Annotated in this window: 28 protein-coding genes; 19 read left to right on the top strand and 9 right to left on the bottom strand. The window is 45.7% G+C overall.

Features of this window, described 5'->3' with window-relative positions; all coding sequences use genetic code 11:
* From yidD to BSZ04_RS23610, 6 genes are all read right to left on the bottom strand, one after another.
* The gene (gene yidD / locus BSZ04_RS23635) at window positions 1-258 is read right to left on the bottom strand and encodes a membrane protein insertion efficiency factor YidD (RefSeq protein ID WP_005451046.1); all 258 of its coding nucleotides are present in this window, start codon (window positions 256-258) and stop codon (window positions 1-3) included.
* Window positions 225-548 carry a ribonuclease P protein component gene (gene rnpA / locus BSZ04_RS23630; protein WP_009699098.1) on the bottom strand — a complete coding sequence of 108 codons (324 nt, stop codon included), beginning with the start codon at window positions 546-548 and terminating at the stop codon, window positions 225-227. The genes yidD and rnpA overlap by 34 nt, the downstream gene beginning before the upstream one ends.
* 46 nt (window positions 549-594) lie before the next feature.
* Complete coding sequence (gene rpmH / locus BSZ04_RS23625; protein ID WP_005378825.1) at window positions 595-729, bottom strand: 50S ribosomal protein L34; 135 nt, start codon at window positions 727-729, stop codon at window positions 595-597.
* A gap of 243 nt (window positions 730-972) precedes the next feature.
* Window positions 973-1,710, bottom strand: coding sequence for an amino acid ABC transporter ATP-binding protein (locus BSZ04_RS23620; RefSeq protein ID WP_010444784.1), 738 nt, complete (start codon window positions 1,708-1,710; stop codon window positions 973-975).
* Entirely contained in the window at window positions 1,707-2,378 is a 672-nt protein-coding gene (locus tag BSZ04_RS23615; RefSeq protein WP_010444786.1) for an amino acid ABC transporter permease, read from the bottom strand. Before BSZ04_RS23615 ends, BSZ04_RS23620 begins: the two co-directional genes overlap by 4 nt.
* Window positions 2,379-2,483: 105 nt before the next feature.
* Window positions 2,484-3,245: an amino acid ABC transporter substrate-binding protein gene (locus BSZ04_RS23610; protein WP_088881515.1), complete on the bottom strand. Its 762-nt coding sequence runs from the start codon at window positions 3,243-3,245 to the stop codon at window positions 2,484-2,486.
* A 430-nt stretch (window positions 3,246-3,675) separates the two neighbouring features.
* Between BSZ04_RS23610 and dnaA the strand changes: the two genes are divergently transcribed.
* From dnaA to BSZ04_RS23580, 5 genes are all read left to right on the top strand, one after another.
* Window positions 3,676-5,082, top strand: a complete 1,407-nt coding sequence (gene dnaA / locus BSZ04_RS23600; RefSeq protein WP_010444790.1) for a chromosomal replication initiator protein DnaA — start codon at window positions 3,676-3,678, stop codon at window positions 5,080-5,082.
* Between the two features lie 63 nt (window positions 5,083-5,145).
* Window positions 5,146-6,246 (top strand): DNA polymerase III subunit beta, encoded by a 1,101-nt coding sequence (gene dnaN / locus BSZ04_RS23595; RefSeq protein WP_010444792.1) that lies wholly within the window; start codon window positions 5,146-5,148, stop codon window positions 6,244-6,246.
* A 9-nt stretch (window positions 6,247-6,255) separates the two neighbouring features.
* Window positions 6,256-7,335: a DNA replication/repair protein RecF gene (gene recF, locus BSZ04_RS23590; RefSeq protein ID WP_088881514.1), complete on the top strand. Its 1,080-nt coding sequence runs from the start codon at window positions 6,256-6,258 to the stop codon at window positions 7,333-7,335.
* A 13-nt stretch (window positions 7,336-7,348) separates the two neighbouring features.
* Complete coding sequence (gene gyrB, locus BSZ04_RS23585) at window positions 7,349-9,766, top strand: DNA topoisomerase (ATP-hydrolyzing) subunit B (RefSeq protein ID WP_010444796.1); 2,418 nt, start codon at window positions 7,349-7,351, stop codon at window positions 9,764-9,766.
* Window positions 9,767-10,233: 467 nt separating this feature from the next.
* Window positions 10,234-10,671 carry an Hsp20 family protein gene (locus BSZ04_RS23580; RefSeq protein ID WP_005426066.1) on the top strand — a complete coding sequence of 146 codons (438 nt, stop codon included), beginning with the start codon at window positions 10,234-10,236 and terminating at the stop codon, window positions 10,669-10,671.
* A 141-nt stretch (window positions 10,672-10,812) separates the two neighbouring features.
* On the opposite strand, the gene BSZ04_RS23575 is transcribed toward BSZ04_RS23580, so the two are convergent.
* Window positions 10,813-12,066: a valine--pyruvate transaminase gene (locus tag BSZ04_RS23575; RefSeq protein ID WP_088881513.1), complete on the bottom strand. Its 1,254-nt coding sequence runs from the start codon at window positions 12,064-12,066 to the stop codon at window positions 10,813-10,815.
* A gap of 327 nt (window positions 12,067-12,393) precedes the next feature.
* On the opposite strand from BSZ04_RS23575, the gene BSZ04_RS23570 reads away from it, so the two are divergent.
* From BSZ04_RS23570 to BSZ04_RS23505, 14 genes are read left to right on the top strand one after another with little or no spacing between them, the layout of a single operon-like run.
* Window positions 12,394-12,618, top strand: coding sequence for a Flp family type IVb pilin (locus BSZ04_RS23570; protein WP_088881512.1), 225 nt, complete (start codon window positions 12,394-12,396; stop codon window positions 12,616-12,618).
* 9 nt (window positions 12,619-12,627) lie between these two features.
* Window positions 12,628-13,065 (top strand): A24 family peptidase, encoded by a 438-nt coding sequence (locus tag BSZ04_RS23565; RefSeq protein ID WP_167381317.1) that lies wholly within the window; start codon window positions 12,628-12,630, stop codon window positions 13,063-13,065.
* A gap of 7 nt (window positions 13,066-13,072) precedes the next feature.
* Window positions 13,073-13,879 carry a Flp pilus assembly protein CpaB gene (gene cpaB / locus BSZ04_RS23560; RefSeq protein ID WP_088881511.1) on the top strand — a complete coding sequence of 269 codons (807 nt, stop codon included), beginning with the start codon at window positions 13,073-13,075 and terminating at the stop codon, window positions 13,877-13,879.
* 8 nt (window positions 13,880-13,887) lie between these two features.
* Window positions 13,888-15,216 carry a type II and III secretion system protein family protein gene (locus tag BSZ04_RS23555; protein WP_088881510.1) on the top strand — a complete coding sequence of 443 codons (1,329 nt, stop codon included), beginning with the start codon at window positions 13,888-13,890 and terminating at the stop codon, window positions 15,214-15,216.
* Window positions 15,213-15,683: a hypothetical protein gene (locus BSZ04_RS23550; protein ID WP_045380197.1), complete on the top strand. Its 471-nt coding sequence runs from the start codon at window positions 15,213-15,215 to the stop codon at window positions 15,681-15,683. Before BSZ04_RS23555 ends, BSZ04_RS23550 begins: the two co-directional genes overlap by 4 nt.
* An 18-nt stretch (window positions 15,684-15,701) precedes the next feature.
* Window positions 15,702-16,925: a CpaE/TadZ family protein gene (locus BSZ04_RS23545; protein ID WP_088881509.1), complete on the top strand. Its 1,224-nt coding sequence runs from the start codon at window positions 15,702-15,704 to the stop codon at window positions 16,923-16,925.
* 11 nt (window positions 16,926-16,936) lie between these two features.
* Window positions 16,937-18,220: a TadA family conjugal transfer-associated ATPase gene (locus BSZ04_RS23540; protein ID WP_088881508.1), complete on the top strand. Its 1,284-nt coding sequence runs from the start codon at window positions 16,937-16,939 to the stop codon at window positions 18,218-18,220.
* Window positions 18,221-18,223: 3 nt separating this feature from the next.
* Window positions 18,224-19,141, top strand: a complete 918-nt coding sequence (locus BSZ04_RS23535) for a type II secretion system F family protein (RefSeq protein WP_088881507.1) — start codon at window positions 18,224-18,226, stop codon at window positions 19,139-19,141.
* Complete coding sequence (locus tag BSZ04_RS23530; protein ID WP_088881506.1) at window positions 19,141-20,028, top strand: type II secretion system F family protein; 888 nt, start codon at window positions 19,141-19,143, stop codon at window positions 20,026-20,028. The genes BSZ04_RS23535 and BSZ04_RS23530 overlap by 1 nt, the downstream gene beginning before the upstream one ends.
* On the top strand, window positions 20,021-20,785 hold the full coding sequence (locus BSZ04_RS23525; protein WP_088881505.1) for a tetratricopeptide repeat protein: 765 nt from the start codon (window positions 20,021-20,023) through the stop codon (window positions 20,783-20,785). Before BSZ04_RS23530 ends, BSZ04_RS23525 begins: the two co-directional genes overlap by 8 nt.
* A complete protein-coding gene (locus tag BSZ04_RS23520) occupies window positions 20,775-21,260 on the top strand; it encodes a TadE/TadG family type IV pilus assembly protein (RefSeq protein WP_045371880.1) in 486 nt (161 codons plus the stop codon). Before BSZ04_RS23525 ends, BSZ04_RS23520 begins: the two co-directional genes overlap by 11 nt.
* Complete coding sequence (tadF, locus tag BSZ04_RS23515; protein WP_045380178.1) at window positions 21,235-21,804, top strand: tight adherence pilus pseudopilin TadF; 570 nt, start codon at window positions 21,235-21,237, stop codon at window positions 21,802-21,804. Before BSZ04_RS23520 ends, tadF begins: the two co-directional genes overlap by 26 nt.
* 1 nt (window position 21,805) lies before the next feature.
* Window positions 21,806-23,134: a pilus assembly protein TadG-related protein gene (locus BSZ04_RS23510; RefSeq protein ID WP_161493765.1), complete on the top strand. Its 1,329-nt coding sequence runs from the start codon at window positions 21,806-21,808 to the stop codon at window positions 23,132-23,134.
* 11 nt (window positions 23,135-23,145) lie between these two features.
* Window positions 23,146-23,781, top strand: a complete 636-nt coding sequence (locus BSZ04_RS23505) for an OmpA family protein (RefSeq protein ID WP_052439726.1) — start codon at window positions 23,146-23,148, stop codon at window positions 23,779-23,781.
* On the opposite strand, the gene BSZ04_RS23500 is transcribed toward BSZ04_RS23505, so the two are convergent.
* Both BSZ04_RS23500 and BSZ04_RS23495 read right to left on the bottom strand, forming a co-directional pair.
* Window positions 23,778-25,160, bottom strand: a complete 1,383-nt coding sequence (locus tag BSZ04_RS23500; protein ID WP_088881504.1) for an ATP-binding protein — start codon at window positions 25,158-25,160, stop codon at window positions 23,778-23,780. The genes BSZ04_RS23505 and BSZ04_RS23500 overlap by 4 nt on opposite strands.
* 3 nt (window positions 25,161-25,163) lie before the next feature.
* On the bottom strand, window positions 25,164-25,844 hold the full coding sequence (locus BSZ04_RS23495) for a response regulator transcription factor (RefSeq protein ID WP_088881503.1): 681 nt from the start codon (window positions 25,842-25,844) through the stop codon (window positions 25,164-25,166).
* Window positions 25,845-25,863: the final 19 nt, after the last annotated feature.

Here is a 25,863-nt window from a genome sequence, read left to right as displayed (position 1 = left end):
TTAGTTATCTCTGTCTTGTTTTTGGACTGGTGGAACGGGGTCATACCCCCCTTCATTCAAAGGGTGGCATTTTAATAGACGTTTGCCTGATAACCAACATCCTTTTACAAAACCGTGAGCTCTCAAAGCTTCTAGTGCGTAAGTGGAACAAGTTGGTGTGAACCGGCAGCGAGGACCAATCAGAGGGCTGATAAACCAGCGATAAAGATTAACGAGCCCAATGGCTATCCACGTGAAGGGCGAGACAGGCGATGCCATAGCTTATCAAACAACTTAAATAATTCCTCATTGCTTAAATCTTGCGCGCTTTTCTTCGCGATCACAACAAAATCTTTATTTGGAAGCTGATGTTGATTGTTACGAAAGCTTTCACGAGCCAAACGCTTAAAACGGTTACGACCGACAGCAGTTTTGATTTGCTTTTTCGGAACAGCTAAACCTAATCGTGGATGAGAAAGTTTGTTATTGCGAGCAATGATGGTGAAATGAGGCGAGCCAGCTCGATGAGCTTGCTGGAAGACGTTTTGATAATGCTCGGGAGTTAACAAGCGTAACTCCCGATTAAACGCGTACGTGTTCAAAATAAACTAGCGATTATTTTGATAGGCGCGCACGGCCTTTTGCACGACGTGCGTTGATAACTTTACGACCGTTCTTAGTTGCCATGCGAGCACGGAAGCCGTGAGTACGCTTGCGCTTTAGAACTGTAGGTTGAAAAGTGCGTTTCATGATAATTACCTTTACTGATCAGTAGTTTTAGGTTCTTGTTAAACCCGGCGTGGGCAATATGCTTTCTTTATATAAAGAAGCTCTTTATATAGAGAAGAACAACCGACGCCTCTCAACAAAGAGGCGGAATTGTAATCACACTCACATAATGTGTCAATGACTCATGTGTATGAAATTCCGGCCGGGCGATTATACGTAGTGTGAGTAAAATCTCAAGGATCGATTGATCCTAATGCTTGATCTTTACTCTATTCCCACTTGGTTAAGGAATTTTTTCAATCTAGGATCTTGTGGATTGTCGAAAATATCCTGTGGAGAACCTTGTTCAACAATGTTGCCTTCGGCCATAAAGATCACTCTGTCAGCCACTTCTTTGGCAAATTGCATCTCATGCGTTACCACTAGCATTGTCTGGTGTTGGTTAGCTAACTTCTTCATTAATGAGAGAACTTCTCCAACCCACTCAGGATCCAGTGCAGACGTTGGCTCATCAAAAAGCAACAGTTCCGGCTGTAAGGCCATTGCACGGCCAATACCCACACGCTGCTGTTGACCTCCAGACAGCGCCGCTGGATAACTTTCGCCTTTATCGCCAAGACCAATGTCGTCGAGAATTTCTTGTGCACGTTTTAGTGCGTCATCTTTCTTCCAGCCACGTACGGTAATCAGGCCTTCTGCAATGTTCTGACGCGCAGTCATATGAGCAAATAGGGCATAGTTTTGAAAAACAAATCCTGTCCGGCGACGTAATGCTAATACTTCTGCTTTAGTATGCTTTTGCGTATCGACGGAGATGTCATCAATGGTAATGCGTCCCTGATCCGCTTGCTCTAAGAAGTTAACGGTACGCAGCAGTGTTGATTTACCCGTACCACTTGAACCGATAATAACGATGATCTCACCTTGTTTGATGTTGAGATCAATGCCTTTTAAAACTTCAGTATCACCAAAGCGCTTGTGGATATTTTCTAATTTGATCATCGTACATACGCCTTATTCAATTTCGCTTCTGCCCAAATTTGAACTCGAGTCAGAATCACCACCACGCCCCAATAAATCAGTGCGACTGCAAGGAAAGCTTCAAAGAAGCGGAAGCTCGAAGAGGCTTCCATCTGCGCTTTGGCCATGATTTCTGCTACACCCAAGGTGAAGGCGAGGGAAGTCGACTTAATCATATCGATAAAGTAATTCATCAATGAAGGCAACGCGACTCGTGTGGCTTGTGGCAAGATAACACGACGCATCGCTTGTGGTGTTGTCATGCCCACCGACAAGCTCGCTTCCATTTGACTGCGATCGATACCGATGATGGCAGCACGAATACTCTCTGCCATGTAAGCGGCAAAGTGTAATGTTAAACCAATTACCGCAGCAGAGAAGGCATCGATGCCGACCATGATCGGGAAGATTTGTGGTAGGCCGTAATACAATAAGAACAGCTGAACTAAAAGTGGCGTACCGCGAAAGAAGCTGATGTAAAGTTGACTTAACTGGTCGAGAACAGGCAGCTTAAATACACGAATATTAGCTAAAATAATGGCTAAAATCAGTGAAAAGACCAATCCCCATGTGGCCATTTCCATGGTTGTGCCAAGATACTTGAGCAGTATTGGCAGCAGTTCCAACATGTAATTAAAATCAAATCCCATACGACTTACCTTGAGAAAAGAAAAGGTGGAATACGAAGTTCCACCTTGTCATTAAGTTAAAAAAGGACGCGAGATAAAACTCAGCGTCCTAAAAGAAGAGAAATGTTACTTAGTGATGTCGGCACCAAACCATTTCACCGAAATCTTCTCTACTGTTCCATCGGCGCGCATCTCTGCAAGTGCTTTATTCACTTCTGCCTGTAGTTTGCGACCTTTCTCGTTCTCTACGAAAGGCCAAGCGTTTTGAATGGTTTCAAACGGTTCACCCGCAAGCTCTAGTGGCAGGCCCGTTTTCTTAATCAATTCTAGGGCAGACAAGCGATCCATGATGAATGCATCAGCGCGGCCAAGTGCTACGTCGTGCTCAATACCCGTATCGTAAGTCTTAATATTGATTTTGCCGTCTTTATCGTAATCGCGCAGCAGTTGCTCAAAGTTGGAGCCTAGGTTTACCGCAACAGTTTTACCGGCGAGGTCTTCTACACCTTGAATGCTGTCATTACCTTTACGTACCGTGATTTGTGCACCGTCTACCACATAAGGGTCTGCGAAAAGGTATTTGGCTTTGCGTGCTTCCGTCATGGTGATCTGGTTAGAGATGGTATCAATACGGCCGGTTTCTAGTAGGCCAAATAAACCAGAGAAGTTCGCTGTGACGTATTCGATCTTGTAGTCGTTACGCTTACCGATCTCATCCCACATATCCACTTCAAAACCTTGTAGCTTGTCTTGCTTAACAAAGGTGAATGGGAAGTAGCGACCTGACATGCCGACTTTTACTTCCGTAGCTGCAGTGTCGACTGCTGCTTGAACGGTTGCTGCAGACAAAGCAATGGCTGCAACGGCAACCTTAATCCAGTGTTTCATAATACATCTCCATACTTTTATGGTTGGAAATACTACTGTTAGTTAGCTCAATTAAATAAATAACCAAGTGCAATAACCTAGACCTGAGAGTAATAAGATCGTATTTGGTATAGATAGTAGGCGATAAATTGGGATAAATGATGAAAAAACGATCGAAATGAACTGGATTGGCAATGAAAAAAGCACAGTGAAGGAAAATTCATTCACAGACTTATCACCAATTGCTGGATCTGGTTGATTTTGCCTAAATGTGGATCATTGTGTGGGCAATCTTGGGGCAAGATGTGTTGATCTTGCTATGTCCAGCGAAATAATTGTGAATAACTTGGATCTTATTCACTGGATCGTCGATCAATCGCTGGCGATCTTGGTTATCAACAGGTAAAATTGCCAGTCTTTTCCGATAATTCAAATACTCAGTGGGGGCACCGTGTCATCTTCGCTTTGGTTGCAATGTTTGCAGCAGCTTCAAGAAGAGCTACCAGCTACAGAATTCAGCATGTGGGTTCGTCCGTTACAAGCGGAGCTCAATGACAATACTCTCACTCTGTTCGCGCCAAACCGCTTTGTTTTGGATTGGGTTCGCGACAAGTACCTGAACAGCATTAATCGTCTACTGCAAGAATACTGCGGTAATGACGTCCCTAGCTTGCGTTTCGAAGTGGGCAGTCGCCCTGTAGCAGCTCCAAAACCGGCACCGACACGTACGCCGGCAGATGTGGCTGCTGAATCTTCAGCGCCTGCACAGCTGCAAGCACGCAAACCTGTACACAAAACGTGGGATGACGACGCTCAAGCTATCGCGAACATCAATCACCGATCAAACGTGAACCCAAAACACAAGTTCAATAACTTCGTTGAAGGTAAGTCAAACCAACTGGGTTTGGCCGCTGCACGTCAGGTGTCAGATAACCCAGGCGCAGCCTACAACCCATTGTTCTTATATGGTGGTACAGGTTTGGGTAAAACCCACCTTTTGCACGCTGTGGGTAATGCGATTGTGGATAACAATCCAAACGCAAAAGTGGTGTACATGCACTCTGAGCGTTTTGTACAAGACATGGTAAAAGCACTGCAAAATAACGCGATTGAAGAGTTCAAACGCTACTACCGCAGTGTTGATGCGCTACTTATCGATGACATTCAATTTTTTGCTAATAAAGAGCGTTCACAAGAAGAATTCTTCCATACCTTCAACGCATTGCTAGAAGGCAACCAACAGATCATCCTGACATCTGACCGTTATCCAAAAGAGATCAGCGGTGTAGAAGATCGTCTGAAATCACGTTTTGGTTGGGGTCTAACCGTCGCGATCGAGCCGCCTGAGTTAGAAACTCGTGTGGCGATCTTGATGAAGAAGGCCGAAGACCACCAAATCCACTTAGCGGATGAAGTAGCGTTCTTTATTGCTAAGCGTCTACGCTCTAACGTTCGTGAACTGGAAGGTGCACTGAACCGCGTAATCGCAAACGCAAACTTTACTGGCCGTCCAATTACGATTGATTTTGTTCGTGAAGCGCTGCGCGATCTACTTGCTCTGCAAGAGAAGCTGGTGACGATCGATAACATTCAAAAGACCGTCGCTGAATACTACAAGATTAAAGTGGCTGACCTACTATCTAAACGTCGCTCTCGATCGGTTGCGCGTCCTCGTCAGTTGGCGATGGCGTTGGCAAAAGAGCTGACCAACCACAGCTTGCCTGAAATTGGTGATGCATTCGGTGGTCGTGACCACACCACGGTGCTACATGCTTGTCGCAAGATTGAGCAGCTGCGTGAAGAGAGCCACGATATTAAGGAAGATTACTCTAACTTGATTCGCACCCTGTCCTCGTAATCGGTTAGAATGGCAGTATTCTAAGCAAATCACTAATTGAGCTGACAGCGTAAAGAGCCAAGCATGAAATTTACCATTGAACGTAGTCATTTAATCAAACCGCTACAACAGGTTTCGGGCGCTCTGGGTGGCCGACCAACCCTGCCAATTTTAGGTAACCTACTGATCAAAGTAGAAGAGAACGTGTTATCAATGACCGCAACCGATTTGGAAGTGGAATTGGTGAGCAAAGTGACTCTAGAAGGGGATTTTGAAGCGGGCAGCATTACCGTTCCTTCTCGTAAGTTTCTCGATATCTGCCGTGGCCTACCAGACGATGCGATCATTACCTTCGTACTAGAAGGCGATCGTGTACAAGTTCGTTCCGGCCGTAGCCGTTTCTCTTTAGCTACACTACCAGCAAATGATTTTCCAAATATCGAAGATTGGCAAAGCGAAGTTGAAGTATCACTGACTCAGTCTGAGCTACGTACGCTGATTGAAAAAACACAATTCTCGATGGCGAACCAAGACGTTCGTTACTACCTAAACGGCATGTTGTTTGAAATCGACGGTACGACGCTACGCAGCGTGGCAACCGATGGTCACCGTATGGCAGTGTCTCAAACACAATTGGGTGCCGACTTTGCACAGAAGCAAATCATCGTGCCACGTAAAGGTGTACAAGAGTTGGTGAAACTGATGGACGCGCCAGAACAGCCTGTTGTGCTACAGATTGGCAGTTCAAATGTACGTGCAGAAGTAAATAACTTTATCTTCACTTCTAAGCTTGTTGATGGTCGTTTCCCTGATTATCGCCGCGTAATGCCACAAAGTACGACCAAAACACTAGAAGCAAGCTGCGATGAATTACGCCAAGCGTTTTCTCGTGCAGCGATTCTTTCTAATGAAAAGTTCCGTGGTGTTCGTGTGAATCTTGCCGGCAGTGAAATGCGTATTACTGCAAATAACCCTGAGCAAGAAGAAGCGGAAGAAATGCTAGACGTGACCTTCGAAGGTGACGCTATTGAGATTGGCTTCAACGTAAGTTATGTGCTGGACGTACTTAACACCCTACGTTGCGATAATGTGCGTATATCGATGTCAGATGCCAACGCCAGTGCGTTGATTGAAAATGCAGACGACGACAGTGCCATGTACGTGGTGATGCCAATCCGTCTGTAAGTCATCTGAATGCCACTTTCTCGCCTCATCATTCAGCAGTTTCGAAACATTAAAGCCTGTGATATTAACCTATCAGCAGGCTTTAACTTTCTTATTGGACCGAATGGCAGCGGTAAAACCAGCGTCCTAGAAGCGATTTATTTGCTCGGACATGGCCGCTCTTTCAAGAGCTCATTGACTGGCCGAGTTATCCAAAATGAGTGCGATGAACTGTTTGTTCATGGTCGTTTTTTGAACTCGGATCAATTTGAGCTACCTATTGGCATTAATAAGCAGCGTGATGGCTCAACAGAGGTTAAAATAGGCGGTCAATCTGGGCAAAAATTGGCGCAACTTGCACAAGTTTTGCCTTTGCAGTTGATACACCCGGAAGGGTTTGATCTCCTTACGGATGGTCCAAAGCATCGTCGTGCATTTATTGATTGGGGCGTGTTTCATACGGAGCCAGCTTTCTATGATGCATGGGGACGTTTTAAGCGTCTTAACAAGCAACGCAATGCTTTACTCAAAATTGCCAGAAGTTATCGCGAACTCAGTTACTGGGATCAGGAAATGGCACGTTTGGCAGAAAATATTAGCCAATGGCGAGCGCATTACATCGAACAGATGAAAACCGTAGCGGAAACCATCTGTCAGACATTTTTGCCAGAATTTGAGATCCAATTAAAGTATTATCGTGGATGGGACAAAGACACGCCCTATCATGAGATACTAGAGAAAAATTTCGAGCGTGATCAGTCGTTGGGCTACACCTTTAGTGGGCCGAATAAGGCTGATCTGCGCATTAAAGTGAATGGCACGCCAGTTGAGGACGTCCTATCACGCGGTCAATTAAAGCTCATGGTGTGTGCATTGCGCGTGGCGCAGGGACAACACCTTACCGAAATGACCGGAAAACAATGTATTTACCTAATTGACGACTTTGCGTCGGAATTAGACAGCCAACGTCGTAAGCGTCTTGCTGACTGCTTAAAAAAGACGGGCGCACAAGTATTTGTAAGCTCTATCACTGATAGCCAAATCGCCGATATGTTGGACGATACGGGCAAATTGTTTCATGTGGAACATGGCAGGATAGAGTCAAACTAGAAGAGAGAAACTCATGTCTGAAAATTACGATTCATCGAGTATTAAGGTACTAAAGGGTCTGGATGCGGTTCGTAAGCGTCCAGGTATGTACATCGGCGACACGGACGACGGCACCGGTCTTCACCACATGGTCTTTGAGGTGGTGGATAACTCAATTGATGAAGCGTTGGCAGGTCACTGTAAAGACATCGTTGTGACAATTCATGAGGATAACTCGGTTTCAGTTACGGATGATGGTCGTGGCATTCCAACAGAAATGCACCCAGAAGAGCAAGTATCGGCAGCAGAAGTTATCATGACGGTACTTCACGCTGGTGGTAAGTTCGATGATAACTCATACAAAGTATCAGGCGGTCTGCACGGCGTAGGTGTTTCTGTAGTAAACGCACTGTCTGAGAAAGTGGTTCTGACTATCCACCGCGGTGGTCATATCCATACGCAAACTTACCACCACGGTGAGCCTCAAGCGCCACTAGCGGTAGTAGGTGACACTGAGCAAACGGGTACACAAATCCGCTTTTGGCCAAGTGCTGAAACCTTCACAAATATCGAATTCCATTACGATATCCTAGCAAAACGTCTACGTGAGCTTTCTTTCCTAAACTCAGGTGTTTCTATCAAGCTGGTTGATGAGCGTGAAGCAGACAAGAGCGACCACTTCATGTTTGAAGGTGGTATTCAAGCGTTCGTTGAGCACCTAAACACCAACAAAACACCGATCATTGAGAAAATCTTCCACTTCGATTTTGAACGTGAAGATGGCATTGCCGTAGAAGTAGCAATGCAATGGAACGACGGCTTCCAAGAGAACATCTACTGTTTTACTAACAACATTCCACAACGCGATGGTGGTACTCACCTTGCTGGTTTCCGTGCGGCGTTAACGCGTACACTGAACACCTTTATGGACAAAGAAGGTTTCTCTAAGAAAGCGAAAACGGCAACTTCTGGTGATGACGCTCGTGAAGGTCTAACTGCGGTTGTTTCGGTTAAAGTGCCAGATCCTAAATTCTCGAGCCAAACCAAAGACAAACTGGTTTCATCTGAAGTGAAATCTGCGGTTGAGTCGGCAATGGGTGAAAAACTGTCTGAGTTCCTAATTGAGAACCCAACAGAAGCTAAGATGGTGTGTACTAAAATCATCGATGCAGCACGTGCTCGTGAAGCGGCGCGTAAAGCTCGTGAAATGACTCGTCGTAAAGGTGCGCTAGACCTAGCAGGTCTACCAGGCAAACTTGCAGACTGTCAGGAAAAAGATCCAGCACTCTCTGAACTATACATAGTGGAGGGTGATTCGGCAGGCGGCTCCGCAAAACAAGGCCGTAACCGTAAAAACCAAGCAATCCTACCGCTAAAAGGTAAGATTCTTAACGTAGAAAAAGCGCGTTTCGACAAGATGCTTTCTTCTCAAGAAGTAGCAACGCTGATCACGGCACTAGGTTGTGGTATCGGCCGTGACGAGTACAACCCGGACAAACTGCGTTACCACAACATCATCATCATGACCGATGCTGACGTCGATGGTTCGCACATCCGTACGCTACTGTTGACCTTCTTCTACCGTCAAATGCCAGAGCTTATCGAGCGTGGCTACGTGTACATCGCTCAGCCACCACTTTACAAAGTGAAGAAAGGTAAGCAAGAGCAGTACATCAAAGATGAAGACGCGATGAATCAATACCAAGTTGCTTTGGCTCTTGATAACGCGTCACTACACGTAAACGCAGAAGCGCCAGCATTGGCAGGTGAAGCGTTAGAGAAGCTAGTTCAGCAATACAACGCAGGTATCAAACTGGCGGATCGTATGAGCCGTCGTTACCCAAGCGCGCTAGTTCATGAGCTAATCTACACGCCGCGTCTAACGGCTGAGCAATGTCACGATGCAGCAGCAGTAGAAGCGTGGACAAAACAGCTAGTTGAACAGCTAAACGCGAAAGAAGTAGGCGCAAGCCAATACAGCTTCGAAGTTGAGCAACACGAAGAGCTAGGTCTAAACCTACCTAAGATCATCGTACGTACTCACGGTGTGACGCACAACTACGCACTAAGCATCGACCTACTGAACTCGAAAGAGTACGGCAAGCTAGCGGATCTATCTGAAGCGCTAGACGGTCTGCTAGAAGAAGGCGCTTACATCAAGCGTGGTGAGCGTACTCAGCCAGTATCAAGTTTTGCATCGGCACTTGAGTGGCTAATCAAAGAGTCGCGTCGTGGTCTAAGCCTACAGCGCTACAAAGGTCTAGGTGAGATGAACCCAGATCAGCTTTGGGAAACAACAATGGATCCTGAGACACGTCGCATGATGCAAGTAACCATTGAAGATGCGGTAGGCGCAGATCAATTGTTCACAACGCTAATGGGTGACCAAGTTGAGCCGCGTCGTAACTTCATCGAAGAGAACGCGCTGAAAGTAGCAAACCTAGACGTGTAGTCTTACAGACTTAGTCAAGTCATACTAAAAACGCCATCTCGCAAGAGGTGGCGTTTTTTTATGGGGATAGAAACGAGATAAAAGAGTCGAGATACGAGAGCGGCTGCGCCTATAAGTATGGGAACGCTTCGAGGGGGAGGAATGACCGAGTCGGAGATCTAAAATATTTTCACTGGAGCCCTTGAAAGCCCATTTTTCGACCTTATATCTAGTTATGAAGAGGGATGGCTAGCTTGCTCAACAAGAGAAGAACAGCGCCTCTGGAATCGCTAAACGAGATCGCTCAGGAGAGGATACTCAGTTTTAGCACACAACTTGACCCTAGATTCGACTTCATGTCCCCGCACCTAAAGAGTAGGTCAGAGGAATGAATCATCGGATCCCTTAGCTCGGCGCTTTCTTGCATAAATGCTCCACGTGGATGACCTTCATCTGGGCTAAGACTATTGCTTAAAAGAGGATAGATTATGCGTAATGTAGATTTCTCACCACTATACCGTAATGCAATTGGCTTCGACCGTCTGTTTAACCTGATGGAAGCAAGCTCTGCGAAGAACACTTCTGGCGGTTACCCTCCATACAACATCGAGCAAAAAGACGAGCATAACTACCGTATTACTATGGCAGTCGCTGGTTTTGCTGAAGATCAGCTCGATTTGACTCAAAACGAAAACATGTTGATCGTGAAGGGCGAGCGTAAAGCCGAAGAAGGTAAAAACTACGTTTACCAAGGTATTGCGGAGCGCGATTTTGAACGTAAATTCCAACTTGCGGATTACGTAAAAGTCGTTGGTGCATCAATGGAAAACGGTCTACTTCATATCGATTTAGTTCGTGAAATTCCAGAAGCGATGCAACCGCGTAAGATTGCTATCGGTGGCAACAATCTGATTGAAAACAGCTAATCAGCTGATGACATTTCAGTTAACCACCCGGTTATAGAATGAGAAAGAGCGCCATATGGGCGCTCTTTTTAGTTTGGGGTTTTCAAATCCGCTATTTCAAAGCAGTAATTTCAAAGAGAACAACGGCTGAGTTTAATCCATCTATTTACCTTCGCGGTAAGCCTTTTCCACTTCTTCAGCGATAATCGCAATGCCTTTTTGCATCATCTCATCGTCTTGAACGTAGTTCATACGCAAGCATTGGTGTGCATGATCCCACTCGTCCTTCTGGCCAATAAAGAAGTATTCACCCGGAACAATCAAGACCCCACGCGCTTTCAAGCGTTGGTAAAGTTCCATTGTCGTAATTGGCAGTTCATCAAACCATAGCCACAAGAAGATAGCGCCTTCCGGTTTGTGAATACGAAAGCGCTCATCGGTAATCGCTTCTTGGAGCAGTTCGACCGCACGTTGCGACTTCTGCTTATAGAACGGCTTAATCACCTCTGAACTCAGTTTAAGCAGATCACCTTTACCAATGATGTGGTTTGCCAAAGCGGGACCAACACTGCCCGGAGCTAAGCTGATGATGCCGTTCATATTGGTTAACGCTTGCGTGATTTCTTCACTCGCAATCACAATGCCACAGCGCACGCCTGGTAAACCAAGTTTAGATAAGCTCATGCACAGGATGGTGTTTTCATTCCAGAACGGTTCGACATCTTCAAAAATGATATTTGGGAACGGCAGACCGTAGGCGTTATCGATGATCAGCGGAATGTTGTTCTCACGTGCTAGCTTGTCCAGCTTACGTACTTCTTCGTCTGTCAGTACGTTACCCGTTGGGTTGGTTGGGCGAGACGCGCAGATTGCCGCAACAGAGTCATCAACTTTTAGCTGCTCAAAATCGACGTGGTATTTAAACAGACCGTGATCCAACAGCTCGATTTCTGGGTGGTAAGAGACAAAGATATCTTCATCAATGCCTGCATCACCATAACCGATGTACTCAGGCGCGATTGGCAGTAGCACCTTCTTGTGTGAACCGTCTGGCTGCTGACCTGCTAGTAAGTTGAACAAGTAGAAGAAGCCACTTTGGCTGCCGTTAGTTAGGCTGATGTTCTTCTCGGAAATATCCCAGCCGTAAGTTTCACGGAATAACTGAGCCAACGCTTTAACGAACGCGTCTTTGCCTTGCGGACCATCATAGTTGGCGAGGGCGGCGACAAGCTCTCCACTGGCGAGCATTTCCTCACTGGCTTGGCGAAAGTAATCGAGCATGGCAGGAATGGCGGCTGGGTTGCCTCCACCGAGCATGATGGCACCTGGTGTGCGCAGACCATCATTCAAATCGTCCATTAACTGCGTGATACCTGAATACTGATTAAATTTTTCACCAAACTTTGAGAACTGCATTTGTCGTTATACCTAATTCATTGTGATTGCTTTATGTGTCTTAACGCCAGTCTTTGACTGGTCAATAGGATAATCCTTGACCTTACCTTAATGTCTATACGACGCAAAGTGTGAATTAAGCCGAAAAAGAAAAAATCGGACCACAATGATTTTTGTTGTGATTAAGTAAACGTTTTCCTATGCGAAAACTGAATCCAACCTGAATGAAATCTCGCTATCTGTCAGAGCAGTGTCAGGCGGCGTGGTCTTGGTTTGCTCAAAAAGCCCTCAATTCTTATCATTCGCTCCGTCATCTTTTTGACGTGTTAGAAAAATTGAGGAGTCAAAATGTTAACTAACCTATTTGTAAAAACACAACTGTTTATCGAATCATTCAAAAACGACGAACGCGGCGTAACGGCAATTGAATACGCAATCCTAGGTGTTTGCATGTCTGCAATCGTACTAGCGGTATTTAATGACGCACTTTATGACGCTCTAAAAGGTGCTGTTTCTACGATTTCAAGCAACATCACAGATGCAAATACAGTAACTCCTGGCACTGAAGGTTAATAATTTTCAATGCCGTTAAAACTATGGTGGCTGCTTCCCCTCGCCACCATGGCTTTTATAGCCAGTTATCAAGACATCAAATACCGGAAAATACCCAATGGAGTGGCGTTAAGTGTTGCTTTACTGGGTGTTTTTTTTGTCTTGAGTAAAGGGGAGTACAGTCACGCACTGTCTTCAATGGTGATATTGGTGATAGGTGCTGTGCTGTTTCAACTACGAATCCTCGCAGCGGGGGACAGCAAATTACTGGCTGCATTTGCACTGATGATTGCGCCGAAGTACTTGTCGTTGACGGTTTGGTTGATTGTCACTTTGGGCGGAGTGCTCGCTCTAACGCAGTGGCTGGTTAGCCAAACCGGTAATCATCCTGCTGGGATGGAAAGAGGTGTGCCCTATGGCGTACCCATTTGTCTCGGAAGCCTGTTTGGCATCGCTGCATCTTTATAGGTGAACCATGAATTCAAAAGTCATTCTTGTTTTGGCGGCGATTGCCATTTCGGTCGGGCTCTATGGCGTGACTCAATCACAGCCAACCGCTCCAGTTGTGCAAACTCAACAGCCGCAGAAAGAAGAGAAAAAATTTAAAGTCTGGACGTTAAAGCGCGACCTAAAACGAGGTGAAGCACTGCAACGTCGAGATTTGGTGATTGAATACTTAACCGAGTCACAAGCTGCGCAACAAGGGATTGATAGCGATATTAAGCTCGATTGGAGCAAGCACCTTATTGCGGTTGAAGCCCTGAAGCAAGGTGAATGGGTGACGCAAGAGAGGCTAACTTCGCCGGGAGAAAGCGATTATCTCTCTACTATGGCTAAGCCTGGTTACGCGCCGTTCAATATCACGGTGCCTGGTGATGATGTGGTGGGTGGGACCATTGCCGTAGGTGATTTGGTCGATATCTCTGTTATTTCCACCATGGATCAAAACCTCTCGGCAGACAACACCGTGTCGGATATTGAACACCTGACCATGACACCACTGATTGCTCAAGTGCCTGTATTGTACATGACCTCAAAGCAGCGCTCAGTCAGTACATTGACCGACCAGAAAACCACTGATGTCACTTTAGTGTTGCAAGTAACTAACCGTCAGTTAGCTAAGTTGTCGGTAGCAAAGCGCATCGCTGAAATTACGGTTCATAAATCGATTGGTGTGGAGTATGTGGATGAGCTGCACGCGAACTCAAGTGATGTAATTCACTTCGCCGATGAAAGACAAACCACGAAAACTCAATCGATCAAAGAATATCGATTCAATTAGGAGGCAAGATGAAAACCATAACTCGATTTAGCATCTATTGCTTAATGCTTGTTTCCACGGCTTTACAGGCTCAGGGCATTACCACGCTTTCTGCTGGTGGCGCGAGAACCTTATCGTTTAAAGCCGAAGTTGATTCGGTGTTCGTTTCCAACCAAAAAGTGGCGGACTACCAAGTTATCGATGCTCGCAAGGTGGTGTTACTGGGTAAATCAGAAGGTGAAGCATCATTCATCGTGTTTGATCGCGATGGTTCAGAGCTCATCAACCAAACTCTGATTGTCAGCAAAAGCTACCGCAATATTGAGCAGCAGATTCAAGTGCAGTACCCATACTCTGACGTACAGGTTAACGGTATTGGTAGTAACGTCGTGCTGAGTGGCAGTGCGCCTTCTGACAATGAACGCGACAACATCTACACCTTGGTGGGTGAGTTGTTGGGCAAGTCTCCCAGAAATCATGACTTTGAAATGCCTGAACTTGATAGCTCGACGGGTGATCTTCAGGTGGACTTTATGTCTCGCCCGACCTATCAAGGCGTGGTGAACAACATCGAAGTGACTGCAACTAAGCAAGTCAACGTCAAACTGACCATTGCAGAAGTCTCCCACAGCTTTATTCAAGACTTTGGTATCAAGATGGGCTCTGGTGGTGACGTGGGCATCTTTGTCGATCAGTTAACCAGTTTTAGTGCCGATGACATTGTTTCCGTAATTTCAGCAGTTGGGTCCGATAAGGTAGGCCAAGTGCTGGCAGAGCCAAACCTATCAGTGATTTCTGGAGAGCAAGCAAGCTTCTTAGTTGGTGGTGAAATGCCAGTAGTAACGGTGGTCGATGGGGCTAGTGATGTTGATTACAAAGAATTCGGTGTGCGTTTAGATCTAATGGCGAAAGTGCTGCGTGATGACAAAATCAAATTGGCACTGTCACCAGAAGTAAGTTCTTTAGATAACACCTACACCAGCGAAGTGTTTGATTTACCGGCTTTCAAAACTCGTCGTGCACAAACCACCGTTGAATTAGGTGATGGTCAAAGCTTTGTTCTGGGTGGTTTGCTCAATAGTGAAGAGCGCGAGTCACTAACACGGATTCCCTTTATTGGTGACATTCCTGTTTTGGGGGCGTTATTTCGTCATACCGGTACAGAACGCAACAAAACCGAGCTGATTATCGTGGCAACCGTCAACTTGGTGAAACCGGTGAAAGCCAATCAGATCCAGCTACCAACCATGGAAAAAACCAGCACGCTACGACGCTTCTTCGCGCTTGATGGTAGTTATAACAAAGCTCAAGACCAATGGGCCGGTGAAGTTCTTAACGCGGGAGGTTTCCGTCAATGAAAAACTGGATGCTAACTCTACTGGCGGTCACGGTACTGTCTGGTTGCGCTGATCATATTGTTGAACCTCGTGGGACCAGTATTGCACTCAAGCCAACCGAGTTTAACTTTGCGGTACAAAGTCAGGATCACGCTTACGCCATGAATAAGCTCACTCAGTTTGTTCGTAAGTATCCGAATCAAACAGGCAGTAAATGGCAGATCACCAGCTACAACGCTCAAGGTAAAAAGTTGGCGCAGCAGTACCGCATGGCATTGTTGCGACAAGGGGTGGCTGCCGAACAGCTAGCTCTCGAACATCGTGCTGAGCCTCATCGTTTTGATGTGCAAGTGTCGGTGATTCAGCTTCAAGCTCAGCTTGAAGTGTGTCACCAAGAGATTATCGGTGATTACGGTTTGGGTCACCTAGGTTGTTATACCGATGGCAGCCGTTGGCAGTCGATGGTTAATCCGCAGAATGCGCTTTGATATTAGGGGAAACTCATCATGTTTGATTTAGTCGATAAGTTGAGTAAAAGCACGCCGAATCACACTCAACAAAAAGAAAACAAGTGTGCGTTCTTGTATCAAACTGCTGCGTGCAAAGACTTAGTTCACAAGGCGTTTCGCTTTGAAGGCTTAGTCGAGCCAATTACGGTTAATAATCAAGAAAAAAACTATCCGGAATTGCATGCACACTCAAGTATAGATGTGGTGATTGTTGAGCTAAATAAAAGCCAAAGCGTGGTTGAAGATGCAAAAAACATTGCTCACCAATTGCCTACACATGTATCGGTTGTGGTCGTTGGCAGTGAAGATGCGATCTCAACGATTCGTGCGCTAAAGCAGCTTGGTTTCTATTACCTATTTTGGCCTGCAACCGACAAAGAGATCATGGAGTTCTACCATGGTGTGCGTCGTAACCGTCAACAACAAAGTGGTGTGGCTTCGAACCGAAAAGCCAAGCAAGTGGCGTTTCTTGGCGTCAAAGGCGGCGTTGGAACGTCTTTGATTGCCAGTGAAGTGGCGCGCTCCTTAGGTCGTCACCATAAAACGCCAACCTTGTTGGTTGATCACACTTACACCGGTAGCAATATTGATGTGCTTTTAGGTTTGCAGAAATTCAGTAAGCGTAGTGTTCGTAAAGGCACTTTGGTATCGAGTATTGATAGTGATTTTGCTACTAGCTTGGTGCAAAGTCTGGGGCAAAACCTAGCTATCTTGGGCTTGGAGTCGGATGCGTTTACACGTTCTGAACTACATGAATACACCCAAGCACTGAAAGAGCAGGTAGTTAAGAATCATTCATTCGTGATTGAAGATTATTCTCATACCGTCACCACAAATGAAGAGTTCGACCGTGCTGTTGCTGAGATCGATACGTTAGTGGTGGTGTTTGATGCCACGGTATCGTCACTGCGAGAGCTAAACCGTGTGGTGTCTGAGTTAGAAATGCGTTATCCAGAGCTACCGCTTCTTACCGTGATGAATCAATCGCGCCCAGACAATGCGGCCTCAATCAGTATGTCTGATGTCAGCAAATATTTCGGTCGCAAAGCCGACTGCAAAATTGAGTTTGACCACAAAGCGAACCATTACCTACTTCAAGGTCAACAACTGATGGATACCAAATCAGAAATGCAGCAAGGCTTGAGTGACTTAGTCGCATTGTTGGTGGGTGATAAGCCGCAACAAAAACGTTCTTGGGTACAAGAACTGTTTAATCGCTAAGGGAGTAGGAAATGCAACATTCAAAACAAACCTACATTCATCTGCGTGACCAAATTTTTAATGCCTTGGATGCATCAGTACTAGAAAGTTTATCGAAAACTGACCTAGAGCGTCAGTTGAGCAACGCGGTAGATATGTTGGTCAGTCGTGATCAGCTATCGGTTTCCTCTCTAGCGAGAAGTGAATATGTCGTGAGCATGATTCATGAGCTTGTGGGCTTGGGGCCGCTACAGGTTCTGATGGATGACGACACCATTACCGACATCATGATCAATGGTCACCAGCAAGTGTATGTCGAACGTTTTGGCTTAGTGCAGCAAGCGGATGTGCACTTTCTTGATGAAAAACAATTGGCGGATATCGCCAAGCGTATTGCTAGTCGTGTTGGTCGTCGTGTTGATGAGTCGTCACCAACCTGTGATGCGCGTTTAGAAGATGGCAGCCGTGTGAATATTGTTCTACCTCCAATTGCTATAGATGGTACAGCAATATCGATTCGTAAGTTTCGGCATAAAAGTATTGGTTTTGATGACTTAATCGAGTTTGGTGCTTTGAGCCCTGAAATGGCGAAGTTACTGCAATTAGCAGCGCGCTGTCGTCTGAATATTCTTGTCGCCGGTGGTACAGGTTCAGGCAAAACGACGTTATTGAATGCCCTGTCGCAATACATCTCGCAAGGTGAACGAGTGGTGACGATTGAAGATACCGCTGAGCTGAGACTGCTCCAGCCTCATGTGGTTCGCATGGAAACTCGAACAGCAGGCATCGAAGGTACCGGTGAAGTGAACTCACGCGACTTGATGATTAACTCGCTGCGTATGCGTCCAGATCGCATCATCGTTGGTGAATGTCGTGGTGCTGAAGCGTTTGAAATGTTGCAGGCGATGAATACCGGCCACGATGGTTCAATGTCAACACTGCATGCTAACAGCCCGCGAGATGCCCTTGCTCGAGTTGAGTCTATGGTCATGATGGCAACCAATAACTTGCCACTAGAGGCGATACGTCGCTCTTTAGTGAGTGCGGTCGATCTGATTGTACAGGTTAACAGACTCCATGATGGCTCTCGTAAAGTCATGAGCATTACTGAGGTGCTCGGCATGGAGGGGAAAAATGTCGTGTTGGAAGAGTTATTCAGTTTCCAATCAAACCCTTATAACAACGATGGAAAAATCACTGGCCGCTATGAAACAACAGGGGTGATGAATCGCTCAGTGTTGTTCGAAAAAGCACGTTTCTATGGAGTGGACAAAGAGCTTGCTGACACCATCAGCGCTATCGAAGCGGTGGGGTAAGCCATGTATTGGTTCATTTTAATCGGTGGTGTTGCGCTGATTATTGTCGCCTTAATGGGCGAAAAAAATAAACGTCTTGATAGTTACCTAACTCAATACCAACAGCGTACCCGTTTAGAAACGACTTTGACTCATCAAGCAGTGAACTTTGCCAGCCTGTCTGACAAAAGTTTACGTCAAGGTTTGAAAACGCGTTGGGATAATTTAAAGCGCCAATTGGGCCGTTTAGCGCTACTAAAAATAGCGCTCTACACTATGGCGGTCATTGTGCTGGCTTTGGTTGTGAATAGCACATTTATTCGGTTTGCTGCTTATGAGCTATTGCCTTTTGCGGTGCCATTTGGCTGGTGGTTTGGTTATCAATGGCTACAGAAGCGTGAGCAAAAGCAGTTTGATGAAACCTTTCCGGATGCATTGAACATGCTGGCGAGTGCCATTAGCGCAGGAGAAAGCATCGGCCGCGGCATTATGTACGTGGGTGACAATCTCGAGGGTGAAGTTGGACGTGAGTTCAAGTTAATGGGTGAGCGTCTAAAAATGGGCGAGTCAATTGATGAGGTGTTTCGTAAATCTTGTCTGCGTTTTCCAAACCCGAACTTCCATTTCTTCGTGATTACACTGCGAGCCAATATGCAGCGCGGTGGTCAGTTGAAAGAAATCATGACGCGTTTGAACCGTCAGATGTTTGAAGCTCGAGCGGTGGAGAGAAAGAAATTTGCGTTGACGTCAGAGGCTCGTATTTCAGCAAAAATCGTTTCGGCGACGCCGTTTTTCTTTCTGTTTTTTTTGCAGTTTTTAAGTCCTGAGAACTTCGAGTTCGTGATGTTTAACCCCGAAGGTCGTCCGCTGCTTTATTACTTAGTAATTAGCGAAGCGATTGGTATGGCGATCATTTGGGCACTAATGAAGAGAGTGAAGTAATGATGACACAAGCGACGTTTTGGCTGTTTTTCTCTCTCGTTGGTGTCAGTTTCGGCGTACTTCTGCTCGTCTACTGGGTGCTAAACTACTTCGGCTATCAACGCCGAGTGGCAAGAATCGTTCGCCAACACAAAGGTGATCAACAAGAAGAATCTCGACTAGAGTCGATATTGTCTCCGTTATCGAACTTAGTAGAGAAACGAGATGCGAGTTTGTCACAGCGCTTACACCTAGCTGGGATTGATAACCCCAGTGTTGCCGCTTGGTTTGCACCATTGAAGTATTCGGCCTTGCTGCTTGGTGAATTGCTGATTGCCGTGTTGGTCTTCACGTTAGATATCGCAACTAACTATTGGATTGCTCTTGCTGCCTCTTGGGCTATAGCAGCCATCTTATTGCCAGATATGTGGTTGGAGATGCGTAAGGTCAACCGTCAACGACGTATCAGTCGCAGTTTGCCGTATTTAATCGATCTCATGGCGATATGTGTTCAGACCGGCATGTCAATTGAAGCGTCGTTGAAATACTTGGCGATAGAGATTCAAAGTTTTAACCCTGAGCTGGGCAAGTTATTGGATAACACCAATCAGCGTGCCCGAATTGTGGGTATGGAGCGTGCGCTACAAGAGTTGTATCAGCAAGTGCCATCGTCTGAGATGCGCAGTTTTATGCTGACGCTAACTCAAAGCATGCAGCACGGCTCATCCATCTACACCATGTTGACGACATTGTCCGGCGATATTCGTGAAGTGCAGATGTTGGAGCTTGAAGAGCAAATAGGGAAGTTGGCGGCCAAGATGTCGATTCCGTTGATTGTTTTCATCTTGATTCCACTTGTTTTTGTTATCACCGCTCCTGGGGTGATGAGGATGATGTCCCATGTTTAAAAAAATTCTGATTTGTTTGTTACCAGCAATACTCGCAGCGTGCAGTTCTACCCAGCAAGCGTGGCAACAGCAAGACTCCAAAGAAGCCATTTACCAGAAAACTAACAACCACACTCAATTGGTGGCTTTGTATAAACAACAACTTCAACAAAGCGATGATGCGCAAGTGCGTGAGAAACTGGCACAGAGTTATTTGATGTTAGGTGATGCCGAATCTGCGTTGTTCTACATCAAGCCTCTAACCGAACAGTCAACAGTGAGTGTCGATACCTTGCTCATTCAGGCGCAGGCTTATGGTGAGTTGGCGCAATACCCTGCGGCGATCAGCAGTGCAAAAGCCGCTCTCGCGCTTGAAGAGACCAATGCGGAAGCAGAAAACTTGCTTGGTACTTACTACGGCTATAACTACCAATATGACTTGGCTCGTCGCTATTTTGAGCGTTCACGCGAACACTTCTTTGATGGGGTAACGGTCAACAACAATCTTGCGGTACTTGATATTGCTGAGGGTCAGTACAAACAAGCGATTCAGCGCTTACTGCCACTGTATAAAAATGGTCAGGCAGATGAACAAGTGATGGCAAACCTGACACTGAGCATGGCAAAGGAAGGCCAGTATGAGTTTGTAAAACAACTACTGAGTGAGAAGTACAGCAACCATCAAATAGACAGTATTTACCGTGCTCTACGCAGTTATGGCCCATTAAAAGCACAACAAAAAGTACAAGTGTTATCCGGAGCTAATCGTGAAAGCTAAGCAGCGCGGGGTTGCCAGTATTGAGTTTGCAATTGGGTTCTTTGCTTTTTGGTTGATGTGCATGGCGTGGGTTGAGATGAGCTATATGTCTTACATCTCGGCGATCAACGATTTGGCAATTTCAGAGATTTCACGCACAGCCAAAAAGCGCAATGACGATTACATGCAAACGGTTCAAGCGGTGTTGAATCGAGAAGGCAGCATTTGGAATACCGCGGTAGATGTTGAGCGTTTTCGTGTTTCTATCCAATACCTCGACAACATTGAATCACTCACAGCCTATACCGAACAGTGCGAGTTAGCGCCTGAGCAAGCCAGTAAAGAGTGTGGTGATGCGGAGAATGCAGCCTTGGCTGTGTATCACATTGATTACAACTTCCAACCTATCTTCAGCTACTTTCTTGGCTTACAAGGCACCATGAGCCGAGAGATGGTGGTGGTACAAGAATATGAGCGATCTCAATTTGGTATCTAATTATCGCCAAGGGCGACAGAAACAACGTGGCACCTTCAGTATTGAATTTGCCATTGTCGGTATTTTCTTCAGCTTATTATTGGCCTTCAGTGGTGATGTGATTATTAAGCTGTCGGTAAAAGGGAAGTTGGACCGATTGACCTATTCGCTAGTGAATGTGGTGAAAGAGCGCACTCAACTTTATGGTGCGGATTATGAGCTTTCAAAAGAAGAAGCCGATGATGTCGATACCATCACTCGCCACTCATTGGAACGCACGTTTGGTAACTTTCAAGTCAGTCAGTATGGCTTACAAGTTGAAGAGTTAAGCTTTGCCGCAGTGGATAAACCTAATCCAGTGATCATCGAAAAACGTGGCGCGATAGATTGCCAAGTGGGGGAGCACATCAGTTCGTTGGGTTCCTTATCTGTGGTGAGTAACCGAGGTCGCCAAATGCCGCTGTATCGTGTTTCTGTTTGCTATGAAACCGACAACTGGATTGGCAGTTTGCTGGGTGTTGAATTCACGCGGGTTGAATCTGATGCTGTCGTGATCGGGAGGTAACATGCCACATAGTATTCAAAAGCACTCTAGTTTGAAAAAGCAAAGCGGTCATGTCGGTATGTTATTCGCCATGATTATACCTATCCTGTTTGGTGTTTTCATGCTGGGCTCCGATGGGGCGAGAGCATTGCAGACCAAAGCCCGCTTAGAAGAAGCAGCAGAAGCGGCGGTGCTGGCGGTTTCTGCGGAAGATTCCGAAAATCACACGTTGGCACAGAACTATATTGAGCATTATGTGTATGACGTTGATGGAATTGAAAATTTAAAAGTGCAGCGTTTGTCCTGTGATGAGATGCCAGCTTGCCAAGCTGGGTTGTCAAAAGGGCAAGCGCGTTACTTTGAGTATCGTGTCGCAGGGGAAACTCGCCATAAATCTTGGTTTCCTGGTCAGGGGGTGATGGTTGGTTTTGGAGAAACTTTCGATGTTACTGGAAGCTCTAAAGCACGACGTTATCAAGGTCAGCCTGTCGACATTACCTTTATCGTCGACTTCTCTGGTTCGATGAATGAAAACTGGAGCGGTGGTAAGAAAACCAAAATCGAAGATCTCAAAGACATCATCGAAAAAGTAACCGATGAATTAGAGCAATACAATGTATTAAACGTTGAGCACCCACATCGAGTTGCTATCACGGGATTCAACCGCCGCACTATCAATACAGGTAATAACAACAAGCTGATTATTCGCGATCAGCGTATCACTAAGTATGACGCGGATGGTTGGGACAAAGACGATACGTTTTATCCGCAAAAGACCATTAATAACCAATTTGTGGTTAAGGGAGCAGCGAAGCGCATCCCAAATGAAGATGATTTAGCGGAGTTCTATGACATTTTCTATACCACGGACTTTAATAGCTTTACTCGTCAGGTGAATAGTTTTAAAGCCTCCGGTGGTACGGCTTCGCTGCAAGGCATTATTCGAGCAGGACAAATCGTCACTCAACTAGCAAAGAACCCCAAGCAGTTGATCATTATTTTGTCCGATGGTGAAGATTTCAATCACTATGCTGGGCAAACCGAAGAACTCGTGGATCGTGGTATGTGTTCGAACATCCTCAATATGATTAATGGTGGAAAAGTGACGGCAGATGGAGCCAGTGATTCGATAGAGGTCATTAACGGCGTGAGCCAAGGCATGAAAACACCAGAGGGCGAACAGATGAGTGCCAGTATGTCGGTGATTGGTTTTGATTATGAACTGAATGCCAATGTGGGCTTACGTAATTGTGTCGGGGCGGACAACGTCTACAAAGCAGAAAACACTGACGACATACTGAATCAAATTTTATCTCTGATCACCGAAGAAGTCGGTCACCTAACCTTGTAGAGAGTAATACAATGAACAAGTTAATTCTGGCGTTAGCCGTGAGCTTACCCATGCCATCATTCGCACAAGACAACACTAATCAAGCGCTGTATTACTATTGCCAGCAAGGGCAGAATCAGTACCAAGAATCGGCGTCTTTCGGGCATCAAACGGAAGTGAAATACCATCAAGGTCCGTTTATGCAAATTACAGTCGATGGTGAACAGAGTGCGCTTGAACCTATGTTACTGTCTCAGTTGGAACAAACTGGCATCGATAAATCCTGTGCGACCTACCTATTGAGCCGTGCACAACTAACTGAGAGTCAGCAGGGCGAACTTGCTGCCCGAGTGCTGTTTGAGTTTGACGAAGCGAGCTTAAACACTCAATCGAAGTTCATTCTCACTCAGTTGAATCAGCAACTGAAGCAGAGACCTCAATCTTCATTACTGGTGGTTGGTAATACGGATGCTAAGGGCAGTAATGGATATAACCTAACATTGGGTCTAAAGCGCGCAGACGCAGTCGCTCAATATATTGAAGGCCATGATGAAGTAGCGTCTTCTTCGCGCTCTGATGGCGAAACGCACCCAGTGAGTAGTAATGCAAATACTCATGGGCGCGAGTTAAATCGCCGCGTTGATATCAGTTTACCGAAGCAGGGTTAGCGGTAAGGCAGGAGCACTTTTAAGCTTGCACCCATGGATGGGTCAGTTGGTGTTTCAAACCATATTGCCCCTTTGTAGCTGTGTACGATCTCATCACACAGAGCCAAACCTAATCCTGTTCCTGGGTTTTTCTCGTCAGCACGCACACCGCGTTTAAATAATGTCTCGCTTATAGACTCATCCACGGCAGGGCCGTCGTTGTTAAAGGTGATGACAATCCCACCTTCAGTGTTGTTGATGAACACATCGATACGTTTTTCTGCGTAGCGATATGCGTTCTCCAAAATATTGCCAAACACTTCCATGACGTCCGCTTTACTCATCGGCAGAGTCTGATCATTATTGATAAACTGTTCGACGCGAATGCCCTTATCCATGTGGACCTTATCAAACATCAGCAGGAGGCTATTTAGGATTGGTTTAATTGGTGTTGCGTTCTCTACGATGCCTTTCACACCAAGTGATGCACGTTTAAGTTGGCCTTGAATCACATCATCCATTTCTAATAACTGTTGGTTGATATCGTGAATCTTGCCTTCTTCAATATCATCCAATAAGGCTTGCGACACAGCGACTCGTGTTTTCAAGCTATGTGCGAGATCGTTTAATGCTCGGCGATAGCGCTGTTCGTTTTCTTTTTGCTGGAACATCAGTTCATTAAGAGCACTTGTGATCGGCATTAAGTCTTCTGGGTATGAGTGTATTAGCTTCTCTTTCCTGTTCGCTTTTACGTCAATCAATTCGTTTTCGAGAACTTTGAATGGTTTAAAGCTCCAACGATAAACAAGGAAAATTAGCCACATAATAATGACAGAGGCAACAATGGAAAATATCGCTACATTAACTTTGAGTTGATTTAGTGACGCAACCTTATCTTCCATTCGCCTTAACAAAACGATTCTTCCCTTCGGGTTGTAAGGCGTTTTATCCAAAGGTAAAACATGAGCAATGAAAGCAGCCCCTTGTTCTGTTTGAACCAGCTTAAATTGATTTATTTTAGTTGGTAATAATGGGTCTAGGCAGAAGTTATCAATCTTTGGAGGACTAATTCCTTTCTCTAGAAGCTGCTGACGGGATTTCTCATTCATTGAACGCCAAAGTTCATTGTTATTCTCATCACAGATGAACATAGAAAAATGGGACGAGTTTAAGGGGAATTCTTCGTCCCACTTTTCTAGTGGCGTGACTTGCCCAGAAGCTATGATTTCATTGGTAATTGCTGGTACGTGACTGGCGACATCCAATGCATACTCTTCGAACAATTTATCTTTCTCTAGGTGGTAAACAAAAGCACTGATCGTCAATAGGTAGCCGATTCCCACTAAAGAGGTGATAAATAAAACTCGCCGACGAAAGGTGCTAGATATCAATCGTTTCATTGACTATTTAGCCTCTAACTCAAATCGATAGCCTTGACCACGAATGGTGCTAATGATTTTGTCATCGGTATGGGCTGCAAGCTTTTTACGCAGGCGCGAGATGATTACTTCAATATTGTTAAGTTGTACGCTCTCTCCTGCATCGTAGAGTGAGTCAGCAATCTGTTCTTTTGAAATCACTTTTTGGCGATGACGGATAAGATACTCAAAGATTTGATATTCCAATGCGGTGAGATCCAGTACGTTGTCTGCGTAGCTGATGCTTTTCGCTTGTGTGTCTAACGTCATGTCGCCTGCGTTTATGGTGCTATTGGAGAAGCCTTGATAGCGGCGGACTAGGGCTTCTAAGCGAGCTATTAACTCTTCGAACTGAAACGGCTTGGTGAGGTAATCATCAGCACCAGAGTTCAGCCCCTCTACTTTATCTTGCCAATCGCCACGAGCGGTTAGGATGAGAATAGGGACATTAATCTCTTTGCGGCGGATCTGCTTTATTAAGGTGATACCATCAAAGTCTGGCAAGCCAAGGTCAATGATCATGGCATCCGCATTGGGGTGTTTTTGAATGGTTTGCAGGCAAGCGGATGCGGTTTTATCGGCATAAACGGTATGACCGCGATCTTTGAGCTGCGAAGCTAAATGGTGATTGAGAATTTCGTTGTCTTCGACCAGTACGACTAACATGAACAACCTAATCAATGGA

It is taken from the genome of Vibrio rotiferianus (assembly GCF_002214395.1).
Taxonomy (GTDB): domain Bacteria; phylum Pseudomonadota; class Gammaproteobacteria; order Enterobacterales; family Vibrionaceae; genus Vibrio; species Vibrio rotiferianus.
Note: the sequence above shows the minus strand (reverse complement) of the source record. Positions and strands in the feature narration are given on the sequence as shown.